Consider the following 21088-nt stretch of genomic DNA (forward strand, 5'->3'; position numbering starts at 1 on the left):
ATTTTTTTTGGTACATTAGTTTCAATATCACAACGTGAGATGGAGTGAAGCATGGCTTGGAATGAGCCGGGCAATAATGGCAAAGATAACGACCCCTGGCGTAGCGGTGGTGGTCGTAACGATGGCCCGCCCGATTTAGATGAAGTATTCCGCAACTTAAGCAAGAAGTTCGGAGGCCTGTTTGGTTCAGGCAAAAGCAGCAACAACAGCAGTAACAGTGGCGGTTCGGCTGCTCTGGTACTGATCCTGTTGGTTGCAGTGCTGGTCTGGGCGTTCAGTGGCTTCTACACCATTAAAGAATCTGAACGTGGTGTGGTGCTGCGTTTTGGCCAGTACCATACCGAAGTGACTCCTGGTATTCACTGGAAACCAACCTTTATTGACTCAGTAATCCCGGTAGACGTTACTTCGGTGCGCTCGCTGCGCACAGACGGTTTTATGCTGACTCAGGACCAAAACCTGGTACGGGTCACTTTTGAGATTCAATACCGGGTCTTTGACGCCCGCGCTTACAAGTTCTCCGTGGTCGATGCGGACACCAGTTTGCGTGAAGCCACAGACGCCGCACTGCGTTACGTAGTGGGGCATTCACTGATGGATGACGTGCTGACCAAAGGCCGTGAGTCTATTCGTCAGAATACCCGTACTGAACTGGAATCCATTATCAAACCTTACAATCTGGGTTTGGCATTGGTGGATGTTAACTTCCGTGATGCCCGTCCGCCAGAAGAAGTGAAAGAAGCTTTTGATGACGCGATAGCGGCGCAGGAAGATGAACAGCGTTCTATCCGTGAAGCCGAAGCTTATGCCCGTGAAATCGAACCGCGTGCCCGTGGTCAGGTGAACCGGATGATGCAGGAAGCGGATGCCTATAAACAGCAAATCACCTTAAAGGCTCAGGGTGAAGTGGCTCGTTTTGACAAACTGTTACCTGAGTATCTGGCGGCTCCGCAAGTGACCCGTGACCGGATGTATCTGGAAACGATGGAACAGGTCTATGGCAACACCTCTAAAGTGCTGGTGGACGTGAAAAATGGCAACAACATTATGTACCTGCCACTGGATAAAATGCTGAACCAGTCTGACGCCAAAGGTGCGGTGACTAATCCTGTGCTGCCTGACAACAGAGTGACGCCGCTGGATACCCGCAGTGTGCCAGCCGGTCGCAGTGACTCTGGTCGCGGTGATAACAGCAGAACAGGCAGAGGATAAGCGATGAAAAATTTAGTAATAGCTATCGCCGCTCTGGTCGGCATTGCGGTCGTTTCTTCGGTCTTTGTGGTGCCGGAAGGTGAGCGCGGTATTGTGATTCGCTTTGGTAAAATCCAACGCGATACTCAGGAAGCCGTTACAGTGTTTGAACCTGGCCTGCATTTCAAAGTGCCATTGATTGAAACCGTGCGTTTGCTGGATGCCCGGGTGCAAACCTTGGGCGAAGGTTCAGACCGTTTTGTGACCGCTGAGAAAAAAGACTTATTGGTCGACAGCTACGTGAAATGGCGTATTGCCGATTTTGGCAAATACTTCCTGTCCACAGGCGGCAACCTGAATCAGGCAGAAACCCTGTTAAAGCAATACATTAACAACGGGCTGCGTACAGAGTTTGGTAGCCGGACTATCCAGGAGATCGTCTCTGGTGAACGGACTCAACTGATGGTGCGGGCTATGGCCCAGGCCTCAGATGGTGCGCAGGAACTGGGTGTTGAAATCCTCGACGTGCGGGTGAAGAAAATTAACCTGCCGGACGAAATCAGCACCTCAATTTTCCAACGTATGCGGGCGGAACGTACTGCAGTGGCAAAAGAACACCGTGCCCGCGGTATGGAGCAAGCTGAAATTATCCGTGCTGACGTGGATGCCCGCGTGACCGTTATGGTGGCCGATGCAGAACGTAATTCTCGTACCGTACGTGGTGAGGGGGATGCGTCAGCTGCGAAAATTTACGCAGATGCCTACAACAAAAATGGCGAGTTCTTTAGTTTTGTCCGTAGTCTGGATGCTTATAAAAACAGCTTCCAGAGCAAAAATGATGTGCTGGTGATCCAGCCAGACAATGACTTCTTTAAATACATGAAGTCAGACAAAGTACAAAACTAACTTAAACAGCGATATCAAAGGCCGGCGTACAGTGCACTGTGTTCCGGCCTTTTTTCTATGGGGCCGTTATGTACCAGCATTTATACCAAGGATTTTTACAAGCCAACCCCGGGGTCCAGCATTTTGCCTGCCATTCGCACCATTATTGGCCGGACGTCACCCGCGACGCCATGCTGGCCTATTGGGACGACAGTGCCCGGCTGGTGGATGATAAGTGGGAGCTGGTATTTGGCGAAAAAATGCCGGCAGTACAAAGGCATATCGCCCGCATTTTGCGCTTGCCTGAGCCTGGCCAAATTGTGTTTGCACCCAATACTCATGAATTTGTAATGCGGTTGTTAAGTTGTTTCCAACCCGGCCAGCCGCTGCGGGTGGTCACTACTGACAGCGAGTTTCACAGCTTTACCCGTCAGATCAACAGACTGAATGAATATGCTGAGGTTGAGCTGGTGCGGGTGCCAAGTGAGCCTTTTGCCAGCCTGCCTGAGCGCCTCTGCGCAGCGGTCGCCGCCGCAAACACCGATTTGGTGTTTTTCAGCCAGGTGTTTTTTAACTCCGGGGTCGGCATTGCTGATTTAACCGGATTAGTGCAGCGTTTAGATCAACTGACTGACGCCATGATTGTGGTGGACGGTTACCATGGCTTTATGGCCATTCCGACTGATTTGTCGGCCATTGCTGAGCGGATTTTTTATCTGGCGGGCAGCTACAAATATGCGCAGGGCGGCGAAGGTGGCTGTTTTATGGCGGTACCGGCAGGTTGTTTATTGCGCCCTTATTACACCGGCTGGTTTGCTGAGTTTGGTGAACTCAGTCAGGCCAAAGCCGGTGAAGTGCAGTACGCCAGCAATGGTCAGCGGTTTGCCGGTGCGACAATGGATTGTTCGGCGCTGTACCGGGTTCTGTCAGTGTTTGAGCTGTTTCAGCGCGAAGGTTTAACGGTCGAAGTGACACAAGCTTACATCAGGCAACTGCAGCAGAAATTCCTGCAGCAATTGGAGCAGCTGCAACATCCGCTGCTGAACCGGCAGCATTTGCTGGCTCCGGACGGGCAGGTGCAAGGCCAGTTCCTCACCTTCCGTTTTGCGGCAGATAAAGTGGCCGCACTGGCCGATGCGCTGAAGCAACGCGGCATCCATACAGACTACCGTGGTGATCGGCTGCGTTTTGGCTTTGCACTTTACCAAAGGCCGGAGCAGCTGGATTTATCTTGTCTGGCTGAGCTCCGTCATGTCTGAGTTCTGGTTGGCTGCTTTGGGTCTGGTGCTGCTGGTGGAAGGCATTGGGCCCTTGTTGTTTCCCAACCGCTGGCGTCGCTACCTGCTGAAAATAGCGGCTCAGGACAGTGCAGCCATGCAGCAACTGGGGGGAGTTTTAGTGCTGGCCGGGGTTTTGTTGTTGTACTTCTTTTTGCTGTGACAAAGACACCGGAGCTAACTTACTGATCAAAAAGCAGAAACAAAATTTCTGCTTTTTTTTCGGACGTCCAGATGCAGTTTGAATGCGAATTTGCTAGAATCCCCGCCTAATTTTTTACCATGATGTAGGAACCATGGCCAAAAACGTAGTAGTGCTCGGCACCCAATGGGGTGACGAAGGTAAAGGTAAAATCGTTGACCTGTTAACTGACAAAGCCAGCTTTGTCGTACGCTATCAGGGCGGTCACAACGCCGGTCACACCTTAGTGATCAACGGTGAAAAAACAGTATTGCATTTAATTCCGTCCGGCATTTTGCGCGACAACGTCAAATGTGTGATCGGTAACGGTGTGGTGTTGTCACCAGAAGCTTTACTGAAAGAAATGAGCATGCTGGAGCAAAAAGGTGTTCCAGTAAAACAGCGTTTAGTGCTGAGCGAAGCCTGCCCACTGATCCTGCCTTTCCATGTGGCCTTAGATAAAGCCCGAGAAGTGGCGCGTGGCGACAAGCCAATCGGCACTACAGGTCGTGGTATCGGTCCTGCGTATGAAGATAAAGTGGCCCGTCGTGGTTTACGTGTTGGCGATCTGTTCAATCCAGAGCTGTTCGCTGAAAAGCTGAAAACCCTGATGGACCTGCATAATTTCACGCTGACTCAGTATTATAAAGTGGATGCAGTGGATTACCAGACCACTCTGGACAATGCACTGGCTATTGCTGAAATTCTGAAGCCAATGGTGGTGGATGTAACTGACCTGCTGGACAAAGCCCGCAAAGAAGGTCAGGAAATCATGTTTGAAGGTGCCCAGGGGACGCTGCTGGACATCGACCACGGTACCTATCCATACGTGACATCGTCTAACACCACGGCTGGCGGCGTTGCCACAGGTGCTGGTTTTGGCCCACGTTACATCGACTACGTGCTGGGCATTGTCAAAGCCTACACCACCCGTGTCGGTTCAGGCCCGTTCCCAACAGAACTGGATTGCGCTATTGGTGAACACTTAGGTGTGAAAGGCCACGAGTTTGGCGCGACGACCGGCCGTAAACGCCGTTGTGGCTGGTTTGACGCAGTTGCGGTCAAACGTGCTGTGCAGCTGAACAGCATCTCTGGTTTCTGTTTAACCAAGCTGGACGTACTGGATGGCCTGGAAACAGTGAAGATCTGTACTGGCTATCAGCTGGCTGATGGCACAGTGACAGACGTGCCACCTATGGCTGCTGAAGGCTACGAAGCCGTCACTCCTATTTACGAAGAAATGCCAGGCTGGAGCGACACCACCTTTGGTGTGCAGAAGCTGGAAGACTTGCCTCAGGCTGCCCGCGATTACATTCAGCGACTGGAGCAGGTCACAGGCGTGCCTATCGACATCGTGTCCACTGGACCTGACCGGGTGGAAACCATCACCCTGCGTCATCCGTACGACGTCTGATAAAAAAACGCTGCTTCGGCAGCGTTTTTACTTTTCATGGCCTGCCAGTTTGTTGACAGTCAGATTGGCGTAGATTTTGTATAAAAACTGCCAGATACTGAATCACCCTTAGCAGGACCCACGGCACTGATGAACAAACTGGTATTGATAGCCACACTGCTGTTTGGCCTGCACTCTGTCCAGGCTCAAGAGCTGGAAGTGGTGCAGCTGTACACTCAGGATGAATTACTCGACCTGATTAAACAAAACAGGCATTTACAGCGGGTACAGGCTGATGATTGTCAGCTGGTGAACGACATTCAGGCCCGCTCTGATGTAATGAAAGTTCCGGCTTACCAGTTTCTGTATGGCGACATGCTGGCTTATGGTGTGTGCGTGCGTAAAGACGTGGAGCGGGGCTGGGATCTGATGCAACAAGCGGCGGCTCAAGGGTTGCCGGAAGCGCTGGAGCAGGTGGGGCGCTATTATCACACCGGCAAATTTGTGCAGCAGGACAGGGCGAAAGCCATCCTCTATCTGCGCGAAGCCGCAGGCCTGGGCAATTTAAATGCCCAGCTGCGTTTCGGCCAGATGCTGGTGGAAGGAGATGCCAGCCCGGTGGATATGGAACAAGCGTACCGCTGGTTACACCACACTGTCATTGCTGATGAGAAAAAACATGCGCAGGTTACGCACTTGCTTACCCAGCTGGCTGAAAAAATGCCGGGTGCCGTGCTTGAGAGGGCGAAAAAACCACTGTAGTGAAAATTTCACCTGCCCCTGCTACACTGCGCTCTGAAATAAACAAAAAGAGATACCATGACGGTCAATGATCCGCATCTTGCGCGTGAGCAGGAAAAATACGAAAACCCTATCCCAAGCCGGGAATTTATTCTCGAGCATTTAAAACAGCGTCAACAGCCGGCTTATTTTGAAGAGCTGGCCTCTGAGCTGAAATTATCCGACGAAGACCAATTGTTTGCGCTGAAAAAGCGTTTGCGTGCTATGGAGCGCGACGGCCAGTTGCTGTTTAACAAAAGCAAACGTTATGGCCTGGTCGATGATCTGGATTTACACAAAGGCACAGTGATTGGCCACCGTGAAGGCTACGGCTTTCTGAAAATGGAAAAAGGCGGGCCCGACTGGTTTATTCCGCAGTTCGAAATGAAACGCTTATTACACGGTGACGTGGTGTTGGCGTCTGTGTCGGAGTTTTCCGGTAAAGATAAAATTGAAGCCCGTGTGGTCCGGGTGCTGGAGCCTCGTACTGAACCCGTGGTCGGACGTTATTTTAAAGATTTCGCTTTAGGTGTGGTGGTGCCGGACGACCCGCGCATTGGCCAGGATATTGTGATCCCGCCGGGCGATGAAAATGGCGCCCGCCATGGCCAGGTGGTACTGACCGAAGTGGTACAGCGTCCAAGCAAACGCATTAACGCCGTGGGCAAAGTGATTGAAGTACTGGGTGAGCATATGGCGCCTGGTATGGAAATCGAAATCGCTATTCGTAATCACCAAATCCCCCATGTATTTTCGGCTGCGGTGGAACAACAGGTCAGTGCCTACGGCCCGGAAGTGCCGGCTGCAGCCAAAGTGGGCCGCGTCGATTTGACCCAGCTCGGACTTATTACCATTGATGGTGAAGATGCCCGTGACTTTGATGACGCCGTGTATTGTGAGCGCAAAGAAGATGGCGGCTGGCATTTATGGGTCGCTATTGCGGATGTCAGTGCTTACGTGCAGCCGAATACGCCGCTGGACAAAGAAGCGCTGGACCGCGGCAACTCGGTGTATTTCCCGGACCATGTTGTGCCGATGCTGCCTGAGCAGCTGTCGAATGGCTTGTGCTCACTGAACCCGCATGTTGACCGGCTCTGTTTTGTCGCGGATATGCATATCAGTGCCAAAGGTAAACTGGAAGGTTACCGTTTTTATGAAGCAGTCATGCACTCGTCGGCGCGGCTGACCTACAACAAAGTACACGCCATTTTGCAAGGCGACCCGAAGCTGCGTCAGCAGTACGAAGCCAACCTGACCAATATTGAGACGCTGAATTCGCTGTACAAACAAATGGCGAAGTCGCGAGCGGAGCGTGGCGCTATTGAATTTGAAACCGTCGAAACCCGCTTTATTTTCAACAGCCACCGCAAGATTGAACAGATTGTGCCGGTGCACCGTAACGAAGCACATAAGCTGATTGAAGAATGTATGATTTTGGCCAACGTGGCTGCGGCACAGCTGATTGAAAAACATGAAGCGCATGCTCTGTTCCGCGTGCATGAGCGGCCGGATGGCGATCGTTTTGCCAACTTCAAGCGTTTTCTGGCGGAGCTGGGCGTCACCGCAGATATCTCCAACGAACCCACGCCGCTGGAACTGATGCAAGTGCTGCAGACACTGCAAGACAGACCGGATAAAGAACTGATTGAAACCACCATGCTGCGCTCGATGAAGCAGGCGGTGTATCAGGGCGACAATCTGGGCCATTTTGGTCTGGCGCTGGAAGCCTACGCGCATTTCACCTCGCCTATTCGTCGTTACCCGGATTTGGTTCTGCACCGTGCCATCAAAGCTATTTTGGCAGGGCAAGGCCAGCAGGTGACCGGTGCTCGCGGTTACAGTGCCGAGCAAATTGCGCCTTTGGGCGAACAGTGTTCGATGACCGAGCGTCGGGCTGATGACGCTACAAGGGAAGTGTCGGACTGGCTCAAGTGTGAATACATGCAAGACCATGTCGGCGACAGCTTCAAAGGCGTGGTGTCTACGGTCACCAACTTTGGTCTCTTTGTGCGCTTGGTGGACCTGTATATCGAAGGCCTGGTGCATGTGACTTCGTTACCAAATGACTATTACCGTTTCGATCCGGAGCGGCAGCAGCTGATTGGTGAACACAGTGGTGCCGGTTACCGGATGGGCGACCTGCTGGAAGTGAAAGTACTGGCTGTGAACCTGGAAGCACGCAAAATTGATTTGGGTGTAGTCGGTGCGCCAGCCAAAGTGTCGGGCCGCAAAATCAAAGCCAGCAAAAAAGCTGCACAAAGCCCGCAGGAAGAAAAAGCGCAGATGCGCAAAAAAGGCGCCCGTAAAGCGGAAAAATCCGGCGGTGTGCCTAAAGCGGCTTCCAAGCGACCAGGCAAAAAGCCAGCGGCCAAACCTGCCCGTAAACGCAAGTAACAGCATTCACTACTGAAATTTGCTAAACTTGCCGACATTTCAGGCCCGGAGCTCCGGGCCTTGTTGTTTCTGAGGCGCAGAGGCGCCCAAAGCTGAGGACATCATGAGCGCAGAATTTGTGTTTGGTATTCACGCCGTCAAGGCCCTGTTTGAGCGCAGCCCGGAAGATGTTTTGGAACTCTTTGTGCTCAAGGACCGCGACGACCAGCGGTTGCAGCCTATTTTGCAGCTGGCCCGTCAGTTTGGTGTATCGGTGCAGTTCTGCCAGCGCCGGGTGTTGGATGACAAAGTCGACGGCGCTCAGCATCAGGGCGTAGTTGCCAAGGCGCGGATGCAGCAAAGCGGCGATGAAAAAGACCTGGCGCTGATTATTGAGCAGCAAGCCAATCCGCTGCTGTTAATTCTTGATGGCATTACTGATCCACATAATCTCGGCGCTATTTTACGTAGTGCCGACGCCGCCGGCGTGCATGCAGTGGTTGCGGCCAAAGACCGTTCGGTCAAACTAACCCCTGTGGTACGCAAAGTGGCCTGCGGTGCTGCTGAAGTGGTACCTTTTATTACAGTGACCAACTTGGCACGGACTATTCGTGAACTGAAAGACGCAGGTGTTTGGGTGGTAGGTGCAGCCGGTGAAACCGACAGCAGCATTTACCAGACCAGTCTGACCGGGCCTTTGGCTATTGCCATGGGTGCTGAAGGGGATGGTTTACGTCGCCTGACCAAAGAGCTGTGTGATTCGTTAATGAAAATCCCAATGGCCGGCTCTGTCTCCAGTCTGAACGTGTCCGTCGCCACTGGTATTTGCTTGTTTGAAGCGGTACGTCAGCGCAGTAATGCCAACTAACTCCAGCTTTGTGCGCTAATCCGGCATTGCTGTCGTGTATTTTTACAGCAATGCCTTGTGCTGCTTGCACAAACTCCCTAGAATATGCCCCCTTCGACCACCCAAGAATGTTCCTTGCCTCTATGCGAGTCTGGTCGAGCTCAGCCGGGGCTAATTAACCGTAAGGAGCTACCATGCGTCATTACGAAATCGTTTTTATGGTTCACCCTGATCAGAGTGAACAAGTTCCAGGCATGATCGAGCGTTACACTGGCGCGATCAAAGAAGCTGGTGGTTCAATTCACCGCTTAGAAGACTGGGGCCGTCGCCAACTGGCTTACCCAATCGAGAAGCTGCACAAAGCTCACTATGTTCTGCTGAACGTAGAAGCGCCACAAGCAGTGATCGATGAGCTGGAAACTAACTTCCGCTATAACGACGCGGTATTACGTAACCTGATCATGCGCACTAACGGTGCTGTGACTGAGCCATCACCAATGGCTAAAGTACGTGAAGAACGTCGTGAACGTGCTCCTCGTGATTCTGAAGAGCAGGTAGCAAACGACGAGTAATTGAATGGACAACAGCTTAGTCTTCACAGGCACTTTGTGCCGTCAGGTGGAGCACAGCGAAAGTCCGGCCGGTATCCCGCACAGTTATCTGGTCTTGGAGCACCGCTCCATACAGCAGGAAGCCGGCATGAATCGCCAAACCTATGTCCGACTACAGGTCGTGTGCGCAGGGCAGGCATTCAGTTCAGTCACTCACAATTTGACAGTGGGGAATACAGTTCGGGTGTCAGGCTTTTTAAACCGGCATCAGAACCGCAGCGGTCAGTCAAAACTGGTGCTGCATGCCCAACAGATTGAAATTTTAAGTTAGGAGAAAGTTCATGGCCCGTTATTTCCGTCGCCGTAAATTCTGCCGTTTCTCTGCCGAAGGCGTGCAAGAGATCGACTACAAAGATACCGCTACTTTAAAAAATTATGTCACTGAAAGTGGCAAAATTGTTCCTAGCCGTATCACTGGTACCAGCGCTAAGTATCAGCGTCAGTTAGCCCGCGCTATCAAACGTGCACGCTACCTGGCTCTGCTGCCATACAGCGATTCACACGCATAAGCCTGGTTCAACGATACAGAGAGGATTAAACAATGGATATTATTCTGTTGGATAAAGTTGCTAACCTGGGTGGTTTAGGCGACAAAGTGGTTGTTAAATCTGGTTATGCCCGTAACTTCTTATTCCCACAAGGAAAAGCAGTTCCAGCAACCAAAGCTAACATCGAAAAATTCGAAGCTCGCCGTGCTGAGTTAGAAGCCAAACTGGCTGCTAACCTGACTGCTGCTCAAGCCCGTGCTGAGAAGCTGGCTGCTCTGACTGACGTAACTGTTGCTTCTAAAGCCGGTGACGAAGGCAAGCTGTTCGGTTCAGTGGGCACTCGTGACATCGCTGACGCTGTAACTGCAGCTGGCGTTGAAGTGAGCAAAGCTGAAGTTAAACTGCCAAATGGCGCTCTGCGCGAAGTTGGTGAGTTCGACATCGACCTGCAATTACACGCAGAAGTAACAGTAACCATCAAACTGGTTGTTGTTGCTGAGGCGTAATTGCCAAGACAGGCCGGGGCAACCCGGCCTGTTTTTTTCTGTTTCGAAATATCCGCTAGAAAATCTCTCTGCTGCCGCCCTCTGCCTATGGTAGGCTAAGCACCTTTACTGACTCTTCGTTATCGGGCGTTTTGCCTGAACTTCAGGTCTATGGACAAACAAAAAGACAAACAAGTCGCCGCGGTTAAAATGCCGCCTCATTCTATTGAAGCCGAACAGTCCGTGCTGGGCGGTCTGATGCTGGACAATGACGCCTGGGACAAAGTAGCGGAAAAAGTGGTGGAGCAGGATTTCTACCTGCGCTCGCACCGCTTTATTTTCTCTGCGATGGCGCGTGTAGCGGAAGCCAATCAACCGATAGACCTGATTACGGTCTCTGAAGATTTGGAACGCAATCAACAGCTCAGTGACGTAGGTGGTTTCGCCTATTTAGGGGAGATTGCCAAGAACACCCCAAGTGCTGCTAACATTCTGGCCTATGCCGACATAGTGCGGGAGCGGGCCGTGGTGCGCGATATGATCGCGGTCGCGCATGATATTGCCGATGCCGGTTACGACCCGCAAGGTCGCAATAGCGCTGAGCTGCTGGATTTCGCTGAAACCAAAGTGTTTAAAATTGCCGAACAGCGCGCCAATGCCAATGAAGGGCCAGAGCCTATTCACGACATTCTGGCCAAAACTATCGACAAAATTGACGAGCTGTTCCGTAACCCCAGCAATGGCGGTATTACCGGTGTTTCAACAGGTTATATGGACCTGGACAAAATGACCAATGGCCTGCAGCCGTCGGATTTGATCATTGTGGCTGCCCGTCCATCCATGGGTAAAACCACTTTTGCGATGAACCTCTGTGAGCATGCCGCGATAACCAGCGACAAGCCGGTGCTGATCTTCAGCTTAGAGATGCCATCCGAACAAATTATGATGCGTATGCTGGCGTCCCTAGGCCGAATTGACCAGACCAAAGTGCGGACAGGCCAGCTGGACGATGAAGACTGGGCCCGGCTTTCATCCGCTATTGAGCTGTTAAACGCCAAAGGCAAAATGTATATCGATGATGGTTCAGGCCTGACACCGACCGAAGTGCGTTCACGGGCCCGACGGGTTGCGCGTGAACATGGCGGTTTGAGCATGATCATGGTCGACTACCTGCAGCTGATGACGGTGCCTGGTTTGTCCGACAACCGTACCCTGGAAATTGCCGAAATCTCCCGTTCATTAAAAGCGCTGGCAAAAGAGTTAAAAGTGCCGGTAGTCGCACTGTCGCAGCTGAACCGTTCATTGGAACAACGGGCAGATAAACGACCGGTCAACTCGGATTTGCGTGAATCCGGTTCTATCGAGCAGGATGCTGACTTAATTATGTTCATTTACCGTGACGAGGTGTATCACGACGACAGCCCGGACAAAGGCACGGCGGAAGTCATTATCGGTAAACAGCGTAACGGTCCGATCGGCCGTATTCGTCTAACCTTCCACGGCCGTTTTTCCCGCTTTGACAACTACGCAGGTACCGCGCGTTTTGAGGATGAGTATTAATGAGTCGTCGTCCTCAGGCCCGCATTGATACAGCGGCCTTACTGCATAATCTGCAACGGGTGCGGGACACTGCGCCTGCTGCAAAAATTCTGGCTGTCCTGAAAGCCAATGCCTATGGTCACGGTTTGCTGAAGGTGGCGGAGACCTTAAAAGACGCCAATGCTTTTGGGGTGGCGCGTATTGATGAGGCTTTGCTGCTGCGTGCTGGCGGCGTGGTAAAACCCATAGTACTGCTGGAAGGCTTTTTCCACGCCGATGAATTGCCACAAGTGGTCGCCAGTAATCTGCAAATTGTGGTGCATCATCCTTCCCAGGTGGATGCCATTTTACAGGCTCAGCTGGATGCGCCGGTGCAAGTCTGGTTGAAGCTGGATTCGGGTATGCACCGCCTGGGGCTGTTACCGGATGAATTTGCCGATGCCTACCAGCAGTTAAAGCAAAGCCCGAATGTGATCAAACCTATGCGCTTGATGACGCATTTTTCCTGTGCAGATGAGCTGGAAAACCCGGCGACAGCCCAGCAAATGCAGCAGTTTTTCAACTCCACAGAAGGACTGGATGGCGAGCTGTGTCTGGCCAATTCAGCCGGCGTTTTTGCCTGGCCGCAAAGCCATGGCAATTGGGTGCGGCCTGGTCTGGCGCTTTACGGTGTTTCTCCATTAGAGGACGGCGATGCTGCGGCCCTGCAGCTACGCCCAGTGATGACTTTTTGCAGCAGTGTGATTGCTATTCGCGCGGTGCAGGCAGGCGATAAAGTAGGCTATGGCGGCAGCTGGACTGCAACCAAACCGACCCATCTCGCCGTGGTGGCGATAGGGTATGGTGACGGTTACCCACGCAACGCTGGCAACTATTGTGAAGTGCTGATCAACGGTAAGCGTTACCCTATCGTGGGCAGGGTTTCGATGGATATGACTACCATAGATATTGGGGACGATCCGATATCACAAGGTGATGAAGTGGTGTTGTGGGGGCAGGGCCTGCCGGTGGAAGAAATTGCCGCCAAAGTGCAGACTATTCCGTATGAGCTGCTGTGCAATATCACCAGTCGGGTGGAAATGCATTACCTGTAGAATCGGATTTGGTCATTTTGGCCAGAGACAATACCGCAATAAAAAAACCGGCAGTAGCCGGTTTTTTATTTGAGTGATTTATTCGTCAAAACTGACTTCAATAAAGACTTTGCCGTGGTCTGAGTCAAACGGCATCAGAATTTTGGCACCTGTGGTTTTATGGGTAATGGTATGGCCTTTACCAGACACCACCACAGGCGTAGCCATATTAAATTCGTGGCCTTTTTCACCCAGAATACGCTTGGCGCCGCCAGTCACCATATTGGTAATTTCGCCCACCATGTCGGTCACTTCTTCATTAATGGCTGCAGGGCGCTCCCCCAACATTCTGGCCATAATCTCAAGTGCCAGCGACTCTTCGAACGTCACTGAAAATGAGCCTTTGGTGGTGGGGCCAATCATACCTATTAAACCAGACACTTCACCGCGGGCCACTTCGTCTTTTTTCAGGCGAGGCTGACCTGGAACAATCTTGGTACTGGCCATAGTCGCCAGCACATTGACCAGCGAAGAAAGAAATGGGTTTACATACTCAACATTCATGTAATTTGCCTGTTCAGAACCGGACTTGTCTCTGGCTTCTCAGAAAGGTTAGGTCTGTCTCAATCAGAACTCAAGTCTAGCTTATTGTTTTGGTATGAAATTTTTCGCGTCAGTTTACAAAAAAATACGATACTGTTCACTAAAATAACGACTGACGCCAAGCAGCGTCAAGCATATTCAGCCGTTTGCCTCTTTTTTCAGGCAAAGTTGGCAAATACCATGGGCTTCTATAGTTTGCCGTTGAATTAAAAAGCCTTTTTCAGACGCCAGCCGATGGAACTCTTGCTGCAGTGGTGTGGAGTGCAATTCTTCCACATGGTTACAGCGATCGCAGATCAATAATTGCGCCGGGTGATGCTCTTCAAAATGATGACACAGCAAAAACGCATTGCTGGATTCAATCTTATGGATAAAGCCTTGTTCGGTCAGAAAGTCCAGTGCCCGGTAGATGGTCGCCGGTTTGGCGGCAGGTTCTGTTAATTTGAGCTGATCCAGCAATTCATAGGCACCAATACCACCATGAGTGCCTGCCAACAAACGGAACACCTTTTCGCGAATGCTGGTAAAACGGGCGCCATTCACTTCACAGATATGGCGGGCCCGGCTGACGAGAGACTCAATCGACATAACAGACTCCATAAAAACCTGTGGCAGTGTAACACAGATGACTGCTGATGCCAGAGCCCTGCTGCTGTGGGTTGCAGCGGCACTGTTCAGTAACACTTCATCACATCAAGTAAACAATGTTCACTCCTGGCCGCACGGCAGTTTTATACCATAGCGATGATGCAAAGGAGCGAATTATGGCTATTCCAAAGATTATTCATTATGTCTGGGTAGGTGACGGCGAAAAGCCTGAATTGGTCGAGCGCTGCATTGCCAGCTGGCGGCGTTATGCCCCGGACTACCAGTTGGTTGAATGGAATAACGAAAAATTTCACCAGACTGACAACCAGTATGCCCGTCAGGCTTTTGCCGCCAATAAGTGGGCCTTTGTTTCCGACTACCTGCGCCTCTATGCCCTGGCGACTCAGGGTGGTTTTTACCTGGATACCGACCTGGAACTGACCGGCGATCTGGAGCCATTCCGTCAACACCAGTTTGTTACAGGCTATGAGCGCTTTAAAAACCGCTACGCGCCGCTTACCGCCTTGATGGGCGCTGAAGCAGGGCATTCAATGATCAGCGATATGCTGGCTATGTACCAACAGCGTTCATTTATCCGCAGCGACGGCTCTTTTGATTTAACGCCCAATACCGGCTTGATTGCCCAACACTTTGCTCAAAAGTTTGGCCTGCAGCCACCTTATCAGGGCGCGAACCCGACGCAGCTGGAACCAGGCGCCGTCATTTACCCCAGCCATTACTTCTGCACTCCGGAAGCTGGCTTGCCAAACTATGCTATTCACCACTTCAATGGCTCCTGGTTTCCGGAATACGAGCGCAAGCCGCTGTTCAGTATGACTGGATACAGCCTGGCGTTATTGAAGCGGAACAAAGTCAGATCCGGTCAGCTGCCGTTACTGCACGGGGAGCATCTGGTGGCCTGCTGGCGATTGTTTAAGCGCTACAGTCTATTGCTGGCTAGTCAGCACAGCTGAAACTTTTGTGAAAATCGGCTAGAATCGCCGCCCTGCTGTCCCCATCGGGGCCGCAGTGATAGTGAATGATACGAGCCGACTGATGACCAATACACCAAAGCCCATTTCCCACCGTTTCTCCGTTGCACCCATGCTGGACTGGACAGACAAACATTGCCGTTATTTTCACCGGCTGTTGTCGCAGCATGCTGTGCTCTATACCGAGATGGTGACCACAGGTGCCATTATTTATGGCCAGGGAGATTACCTGGGTTTCAACGAAGAAGAGCACCCGTTGGTGGTGCAATTGGGTGGATCCGACCCGGCGGATATGGCGCGTTGTGCCAAATTGTCGGAGCAGCGTGGCTATGACGCCATTAATATCAATGTTGGTTGTCCGTCAGACCGGGTTCAGAACGGTATGTTTGGCGCCTGCCTGATGGCGAAACCGCAGCTGGTTGCCGACTGCGTGAAAGCCATGTCGGATGTGGTGGATATTCCGGTCACGGTGAAAAGCCGGATTGGCATTGACGAGCTCGACAGTTACCAGTTTCTGGTCGACTTTATCGGTACCATCAGTGAAGCCGGTTGTCAGCAGTTTATTGTGCATGCCCGTAAAGCCTGGCTTAGCGGGTTAAGCCCGAAAGAAAACCGCGAAATTCCACCACTGGATTACCCGCGTGTGTACCAGTTAAAGCAGGACTTTCCGCAGCTGGATATCAGTATTAATGGCGGTGTAAAAACGGTAGACGACTGTCTGACTCATTTGCAACATGTAGATGGGGTGATGGTAGGGCGTGAGGTTTACACCAACCCGTTATTGCTGGCAGAAATTGACCATGCGGTTTATCAAGACAGTCGGGCTATTCCATCACCACATGAAGTCGTAGAGCTGATGATCCCTTATATCGAGCGGCAAATGGCGCAAGGTGCGCGGTTCTGGCACATTGCCCGGCATATGTTGGGCCTGTTTCAGGGCGTACCAGGTGCCCGCTTATGGCGCCGTCATTTAAGTGAAGTGGGCCACTTGTCAGAGAGCGGACCGCAAGTGTTGCTGGATGCTTTGGCCAAAGTGCCGAACAGATAACTAAAAAGTGGTGAATTTCACCACTTTTTTTATGCCTCAGTTTTTCTATCGGTACGCAGTATTTTCAGTTATTTGTAAGTTGTTGTTTTTTAAGTGATTAAAATTATTTTCAGTTTGGCACAGCAATTGAAATACCTGATTGTCCTTAACCCAATGGAGAATCATGATGAAAACTTTAATTGCTGCTGCTGTATTGTCTGTTTCTGCTCTGGCTGCGCCAGCTCAGGCTACTCAAGTCGATTTAGCAACCTTCACCGACTTTAGCGTGAAAGCACTGACAGCCGATTTTATTGCCAGACAAATTACCGACATCAAATATTCAGTATTGATGCAAGCTGAACAAAGCCTGGCTGAGCTAACTGCGGCTGCTACGCCACAGCAAAACGAACAGCAGGTTAGTGAAAAAGCGCCGGTGGTCAAAATTATCGACCAAACCGGAGACTAATGGATGCTGATACTTACTGTCTGGTTGTTAGGGCTGTTTTTATTGCCAGTCGCCAGTGTCGGAGTGATCTCCTTGTTGTGGCACTGGCTCAGCCATCCGCTTAAACTTCCCTCGGTAACCCGGTCTTAGCAGTACCGGGTTTTTTATTGCCGCTTCTCCTCTAAACGTTCTGTTACGTCCTCTTCTGTTCTGCAGCAAGCTTCATCTTTAAAGGCCTTGATCAAGACGATTTCCTCGCGCAAAGTCCGCCGAACCTACTCAATTTAGCCCGTTTTTATTTTTGACTAAAAAGTGGTCAAATTTACTTTTGTTCGATATCTGGCCATGCATTTTTCAAAGCCGACACAGAATCACGTATTTGTAAGTTATTAAAATTAAACAAAAATAAATAATTATCAGATCTGGCACAAGAGTTGAATTGTATAGATATCAGTAAATTACTGATGACTAAACCGACTAACTTGAGGAGAGATAAAATGGAAATGGTTGCATTCGCTGTGGTGATGGCTTGGTTAAGTGTTGTGGCTGTTTGGGCTTACGACGAGTGTTAATAAGTTAACGACTGCAGGCAAATACGATGACATTGGTAATGCTTAACATTGCGGTCGTCTGGGCTCTGGCAGCTGTAATGTGGTATCTGGACCAGAAGGTCAGGCAACGGACCGGGGAGTAAGACAAATGAAAACAATCAATGATGGCTCGTGGTTTATCAACAAAGCACGCAGGAAAATTGCTGGGGTTTGTGCTGGTTTTGCCAGTTATTATGACCAACCTGTTTGGTTAGTCAGAGCTCTGGTAGTGCTGCTGGCGCTGTGTTTTCCAGTGGCTGTGCTGGTAGCTTATGTAGCGGCCGCGGTGTTTTTGCCGGCTCGCTGGGTAATTTAACATGATGTGCGGTACAGCAGGTGGCTGTGGCCACCTGCCAAATACATTAACGCTTGCGGGCTGTAAGCCGGATCCATTCTTCTTTTACCGCAACAGGGTCAAAGTCGAATTCAGCCTGATAGGCAGCAATCACTGACTCTGCCTGGCTTTCCAGAATACCGGATAATGCAAGTAAACCTCCGCTGCGTACATAAGCACTGATAATAGTGCTCAGTTCCGCCAAAGGCCCCGCCAGAATATTTGCCACCACCACATCAGCCTGCAGACTTGGCTGGTCTTTTGGTAAGTACAGCTCAATTTGTCCTGCAACACCATTGCGCTCAGCATTGGCTTTGCTGGCTTCGATGGCCTGAGGGTCGATATCAATACCAATCACCCGGGCAGCGCCCAGCTTCAGTGCGGCTATGCCTAAAATGCCGGAGCCGCAGCCAAAGTCGACCACAGTGCTCTGGCTTAAGTCCTGTGCGTCCAGCCATTCCATACAAAGCGCTGTTGTCGGGTGGGTGCCGGTACCAAAGGCCAGGCCCGGGTCCAGCATTACATTGACCGCAGCCGGGTCTGGAATATCACGCCAGCTTGGGCAGACCCACAGCCGTTTGCCAAACTGGATCGGGTGGAAGTTGTCCATCCATTCGCGTTCCCAGTCTTTGTCTTCCAACTGCTCCAGTTTGTACTGCACACCTTGTTTAAAAATGGCGGCTTGTTCCAGCTGGCGGATCACTTTGGGCATCGGGTGTTCAGCGTCAAACAGACCCACTACAACCGTATTGGTCCAGTACAGCACTTCACCAGGCATAGGTTCGTAAATCGGGGTGTCTGCAGCGTCAACAAAACTGACGGCCTGGGCTCCCCAGCTCATCAGCATGTCGCTGACCTGTTCAGCTTGTTTTTCTGTGCTGTGCACACGAAGTTGGATCCAAGGCATACAAAAACTCGTTCAGCGGTAAAAGCAGGGGGAGAATTGTAGCAATAAAAAAGGAGGCAGAGCATATTTTAATTCTGCTCTGCCCCCTGTGTGCCCTATTACTTCAGGCCGAGTTTATGTTCTAAATAGTGGATATTGGTGCCACCTTTATTGAAATTCTCGTCGTTCATAATCAGCTTATGCAGCTCGATATTGGTCTTGATACCACCGACCACCAGCTCGCTCAGTGCGTTGCGCATGCGGGCTAACGCAATGTCACGGTTCTCACCGTAGGTGATCAGCTTGCCGACCATTGAATCGTAGTTCGGCGGTACTGTGTAATCGGCGTAGATGTGTGAATCCCAACGCACACCGTTGCCACCTGGTGGGTGGAAGCGGGTGATGGTGCCAGGCGACGGGATAAAGGTCTTGGCATCTTCAGCGTTGATCCGGCATTCCACTGCGGCGCCGCGGATCACTACATCACTTTGTTTTAAACGCAGTTTCTCGCCGGCAGCAACACGCAGTTGCTCTTTGATCAGATCCACACCAGTGATCATTTCTGTCACCGGGTGTTCAACCTGAATACGGGTGTTCATTTCAATGAAGTAGAACTCGCCGTTTTCATACAGGAACTCGAAGGTACCCGCACCGCGGTAATTCAGATCAATACAGGCCTGCACACAACGGCCACCGATAAAGTCACGTTGCTGTTGGGTAATACCCGGAGCCGGCGCTTCTTCCACCACTTTCTGGTGGCGACGTTGCATAGAACAGTCACGTTCACCTAAGTGGATCGCATTGCCCTGGCCATCGGCCAGTACCTGAATTTCGATGTGACGTGGGTTTTCCAGGAATTTCTCCATATACACCATGTCATTGCCGAATGCGGCTTTGGCTTCTGCCTTGGTCATCTCAATAGACGACACCAGCTCTTCTTCGGCACGCACCACCCGCATACCACGGCCACCACCGCCACCCGCGGCTTTGACAATGATCGGGTAGCCAATGCGCTTCGCAATGGTTTTGTTGGTTTCCGGGTCGTCACCAACTGCACCGTCTGAACCTGGTACACAAGGCACACCAGCTTTCTTCATCGCTTCAATGGCAGATACCTTGTCACCCATCAGGCTGATGGATTCAGGGCGTGGGCCGATAAAAATCAGGCCACTTTCTTCCACTTGTTGCGCGAAGTCTGCACGCTCTGCCAGAAAGCCGTAGCCTGGGTGAATCGCTTGGGCGTTGGTCACTTCTGCGGCAGCAATCAATGCCGGAATGTTCAGGTAACTTTGTGGTGAAGGTGCTGGGCCGATGCAAATGGTTTCGTCGGCCAGCAACACGTGTTTCAGGTTGCGATCGACAGTCGAATGCACCGCCACCGTTTTAATACCGAGTTCTTTACAGGCGCGTAAGATACGCAGCGCTATTTCTCCCCGGTTGGCGATCAGGACTTTTTCTAGCATGAGACTGCCTTCTGTTATTCGATCACGAACAGTGGCTGGTCAAACTCAACCGGCTCGCCGTTTTCGACCAGGATTTGCGTCACAGTTCCCGCTTTGTCAGCCTGGATCTGGTTCATCATTTTCATTGCTTCAACGATACACAGGGTATCGCCGACTTTGACGCTCTGGCCTACTTCCACAAAAGATTTGGCTGTTGGAGAAGCGGCGCGGTAGAAGGTACCGACCATAGGTGAACGCATCTGATAACCAGTGATGGCTGGTTTTGCTGCTTCAGCCGGGGCTGCAGCGGCGGCTACAGGGGCTGCAACAGGGGCAGGAGCTGCAGCATATTGAACCGGAGCGTACTGCTGCACAGGGCCGTTGCGGCTGATACGAACGGACTCTTCACCTTCGGTGATTTCCAGTTCGTTAATACCTGATTCTTCCAGCAGTTCGATCAATTTTTTAATTTTTCTGATATCCATGACATGAGTGCCTGTAATAGTAGTGGATAGTTAAATGGTTGATTTTGTTGATAACTGCGATACAGCTGCTTGCAAAGCAAACTGGTAACCCATGGCGCCAAAACCACAGATCACCCCTTTGGCTATATCGGATAAATACGAATGCGCCCGGAAGGCTTCGCGGGCATGTACATTGGACAAATGCACTTCAATAAAAGGGATAGCGACACTGAGCAGCGCATCACGAAGTGCAATACTGGTATGAGTGAAAGCGCCCGGGTTGATCAGAATGTAATCCTGCTCGCCCATCGCCTGGTGAATTGCATCGATCAGCTCATGCTCGGCATTGGATTGCAGGTGGCACAACTCGACATTGACGCTGGCAGCCTGTTCTGTCAGTTGGCTGACAATCTGGGCCAGAGTCTGGGAACCATAGATCTGAGGCTCACGTTTTCCGAGCATGTTCAAATTTGGGCCATTGAGCAGCAAAATCTTTAATTTTGACGCCATAATACGCGAAGTTCCCCAAAAATTCTTATTGTGCAGTTTATCCTGCCAGAGTAGCTGTACAATTGCATCTTTTTTAAGCAGTGA

Annotated in this window: 25 protein-coding genes; 19 read left to right on the plus strand and 6 right to left on the minus strand. The window is 51.2% G+C overall.

The window, feature by feature from the left end; all coding sequences use genetic code 11:
• Nucleotides 1-51 precede the first annotated feature (51 nt).
• The 14 genes from hflK (at nt 52) to alr (ending at nt 13144) form a co-directional block, all read left to right on the plus strand.
• Nucleotides 52-1212 carry an FtsH protease activity modulator HflK gene (hflK, locus tag ACFO3I_RS10620; protein ID WP_377333964.1) on the plus strand — a complete coding sequence of 387 codons (1161 nt, stop codon included), beginning with the start codon at nt 52-54 and terminating at the stop codon, nt 1210-1212.
• 3 nt (nt 1213-1215) lie between these two features.
• Nucleotides 1216-2097 carry a protease modulator HflC gene (gene hflC, locus ACFO3I_RS10625; RefSeq protein WP_377333965.1) on the plus strand — a complete coding sequence of 294 codons (882 nt, stop codon included), beginning with the start codon at nt 1216-1218 and terminating at the stop codon, nt 2095-2097.
• Between the two features lie 68 nt (nt 2098-2165).
• On the plus strand, nt 2166-3335 hold the full coding sequence (locus ACFO3I_RS10630) for an aminotransferase class V-fold PLP-dependent enzyme (protein WP_377333966.1): 1170 nt from the start codon (nt 2166-2168) through the stop codon (nt 3333-3335).
• Nucleotides 3328-3516 carry a DUF2065 family protein gene (locus ACFO3I_RS10635; RefSeq protein WP_377333967.1) on the plus strand — a complete coding sequence of 63 codons (189 nt, stop codon included), beginning with the start codon at nt 3328-3330 and terminating at the stop codon, nt 3514-3516. The genes ACFO3I_RS10630 and ACFO3I_RS10635 overlap by 8 nt, the downstream gene beginning before the upstream one ends.
• A 133-nt stretch (nt 3517-3649) precedes the next feature.
• Complete coding sequence (locus ACFO3I_RS10640; protein WP_377333968.1) at nt 3650-4948, plus strand: adenylosuccinate synthase; 1299 nt, start codon at nt 3650-3652, stop codon at nt 4946-4948.
• Between the two features lie 129 nt (nt 4949-5077).
• Nucleotides 5078-5689 carry a tetratricopeptide repeat protein gene (locus tag ACFO3I_RS10645; RefSeq protein ID WP_377333969.1) on the plus strand — a complete coding sequence of 204 codons (612 nt, stop codon included), beginning with the start codon at nt 5078-5080 and terminating at the stop codon, nt 5687-5689.
• A 57-nt stretch (nt 5690-5746) separates the two neighbouring features.
• Nucleotides 5747-8101 carry a ribonuclease R gene (gene rnr, locus ACFO3I_RS10650; RefSeq protein WP_377333970.1) on the plus strand — a complete coding sequence of 785 codons (2355 nt, stop codon included), beginning with the start codon at nt 5747-5749 and terminating at the stop codon, nt 8099-8101.
• A gap of 103 nt (nt 8102-8204) precedes the next feature.
• Entirely contained in the window at nt 8205-8948 is a 744-nt protein-coding gene (gene rlmB, locus ACFO3I_RS10655) for a 23S rRNA (guanosine(2251)-2'-O)-methyltransferase RlmB (protein WP_377333971.1), read from the plus strand.
• A gap of 173 nt (nt 8949-9121) precedes the next feature.
• On the plus strand, nt 9122-9499 hold the full coding sequence (rpsF, locus tag ACFO3I_RS10660) for a 30S ribosomal protein S6 (RefSeq protein ID WP_337842303.1): 378 nt from the start codon (nt 9122-9124) through the stop codon (nt 9497-9499).
• A 4-nt stretch (nt 9500-9503) separates the two neighbouring features.
• A complete protein-coding gene (gene priB, locus ACFO3I_RS10665) occupies nt 9504-9809 on the plus strand; it encodes a primosomal replication protein N (RefSeq protein ID WP_377333972.1) in 306 nt (101 codons plus the stop codon).
• 10 nt (nt 9810-9819) lie between these two features.
• A complete protein-coding gene (rpsR, locus tag ACFO3I_RS10670; protein WP_031568572.1) occupies nt 9820-10047 on the plus strand; it encodes a 30S ribosomal protein S18 in 228 nt (75 codons plus the stop codon).
• Nucleotides 10048-10079: 32 nt separating this feature from the next.
• Complete coding sequence (rplI, locus tag ACFO3I_RS10675) at nt 10080-10532, plus strand: 50S ribosomal protein L9 (protein ID WP_377333973.1); 453 nt, start codon at nt 10080-10082, stop codon at nt 10530-10532.
• A 150-nt stretch (nt 10533-10682) separates the two neighbouring features.
• Nucleotides 10683-12071, plus strand: coding sequence for a replicative DNA helicase (gene dnaB, locus ACFO3I_RS10680; protein ID WP_377333974.1), 1389 nt, complete (start codon nt 10683-10685; stop codon nt 12069-12071).
• Complete coding sequence (alr, locus tag ACFO3I_RS10685) at nt 12071-13144, plus strand: alanine racemase (RefSeq protein WP_377333975.1); 1074 nt, start codon at nt 12071-12073, stop codon at nt 13142-13144. Before dnaB ends, alr begins: the two co-directional genes overlap by 1 nt.
• 78 nt (nt 13145-13222) lie before the next feature.
• On the opposite strand, the gene ACFO3I_RS10690 is transcribed toward alr, so the two are convergent.
• Together ACFO3I_RS10690 and ACFO3I_RS10695 are read right to left on the minus strand one after the other, a co-directional pair.
• The gene (locus ACFO3I_RS10690) at nt 13223-13687 is read right to left on the minus strand and encodes a chemotaxis protein CheX (protein ID WP_377333976.1); all 465 of its coding nucleotides are present in this window, start codon (nt 13685-13687) and stop codon (nt 13223-13225) included.
• Nucleotides 13688-13864: 177 nt separating this feature from the next.
• Nucleotides 13865-14314, minus strand: coding sequence for a transcriptional repressor (locus ACFO3I_RS10695; protein ID WP_377333977.1), 450 nt, complete (start codon nt 14312-14314; stop codon nt 13865-13867).
• 116 nt (nt 14315-14430) lie between these two features.
• Here ACFO3I_RS10695 and ACFO3I_RS10700 point away from each other — a divergent pair, with 116 nt between their 5' ends.
• The 5 genes from ACFO3I_RS10700 (at nt 14431) to ACFO3I_RS10720 (ending at nt 17684) form a co-directional block, all read left to right on the plus strand.
• Nucleotides 14431-15288 carry a glycosyltransferase family 32 protein gene (locus ACFO3I_RS10700; protein WP_377333978.1) on the plus strand — a complete coding sequence of 286 codons (858 nt, stop codon included), beginning with the start codon at nt 14431-14433 and terminating at the stop codon, nt 15286-15288.
• Nucleotides 15289-15370: 82 nt separating this feature from the next.
• Nucleotides 15371-16354 (plus strand): tRNA dihydrouridine(20/20a) synthase DusA, encoded by a 984-nt coding sequence (gene dusA / locus ACFO3I_RS10705; RefSeq protein WP_377333979.1) that lies wholly within the window; start codon nt 15371-15373, stop codon nt 16352-16354.
• Nucleotides 16355-16520: 166 nt separating this feature from the next.
• The gene (locus tag ACFO3I_RS10710) at nt 16521-16799 is read left to right on the plus strand and encodes a hypothetical protein (protein WP_377333980.1); all 279 of its coding nucleotides are present in this window, start codon (nt 16521-16523) and stop codon (nt 16797-16799) included.
• A 3-nt stretch (nt 16800-16802) separates the two neighbouring features.
• Nucleotides 16803-16928, plus strand: a complete 126-nt coding sequence (locus ACFO3I_RS10715) for a hypothetical protein (RefSeq protein WP_377333981.1) — start codon at nt 16803-16805, stop codon at nt 16926-16928.
• A gap of 549 nt (nt 16929-17477) precedes the next feature.
• Nucleotides 17478-17684 carry a PspC domain-containing protein gene (locus ACFO3I_RS10720; RefSeq protein ID WP_377333982.1) on the plus strand — a complete coding sequence of 69 codons (207 nt, stop codon included), beginning with the start codon at nt 17478-17480 and terminating at the stop codon, nt 17682-17684.
• A 46-nt stretch (nt 17685-17730) separates the two neighbouring features.
• On the opposite strand, the gene prmA is transcribed toward ACFO3I_RS10720, so the two are convergent.
• The 4 genes from prmA to aroQ all read right to left on the minus strand — a co-directional run bounded on the left by prmA (nt 17731) and on the right by aroQ (nt 21004).
• A complete protein-coding gene (gene prmA / locus ACFO3I_RS10725; RefSeq protein ID WP_377333983.1) occupies nt 17731-18609 on the minus strand; it encodes a 50S ribosomal protein L11 methyltransferase in 879 nt (292 codons plus the stop codon).
• A gap of 98 nt (nt 18610-18707) precedes the next feature.
• The gene (gene accC / locus ACFO3I_RS10730; protein WP_377333984.1) at nt 18708-20051 is read right to left on the minus strand and encodes an acetyl-CoA carboxylase biotin carboxylase subunit; all 1344 of its coding nucleotides are present in this window, start codon (nt 20049-20051) and stop codon (nt 18708-18710) included.
• A 14-nt stretch (nt 20052-20065) separates the two neighbouring features.
• Entirely contained in the window at nt 20066-20515 is a 450-nt protein-coding gene (gene accB / locus ACFO3I_RS10735) for an acetyl-CoA carboxylase biotin carboxyl carrier protein (protein ID WP_377333985.1), read from the minus strand.
• 30 nt (nt 20516-20545) lie between these two features.
• Nucleotides 20546-21004 (minus strand): type II 3-dehydroquinate dehydratase, encoded by a 459-nt coding sequence (gene aroQ, locus ACFO3I_RS10740; RefSeq protein ID WP_377333986.1) that lies wholly within the window; start codon nt 21002-21004, stop codon nt 20546-20548.
• Between the last annotated feature and the right edge of the window lie 84 nt (nt 21005-21088).

The organism is Rheinheimera marina, assembly GCF_042654345.1.
GTDB classification, from domain to species: Bacteria; Pseudomonadota; Gammaproteobacteria; order Enterobacterales; family Alteromonadaceae; genus Pararheinheimera; species Pararheinheimera marina.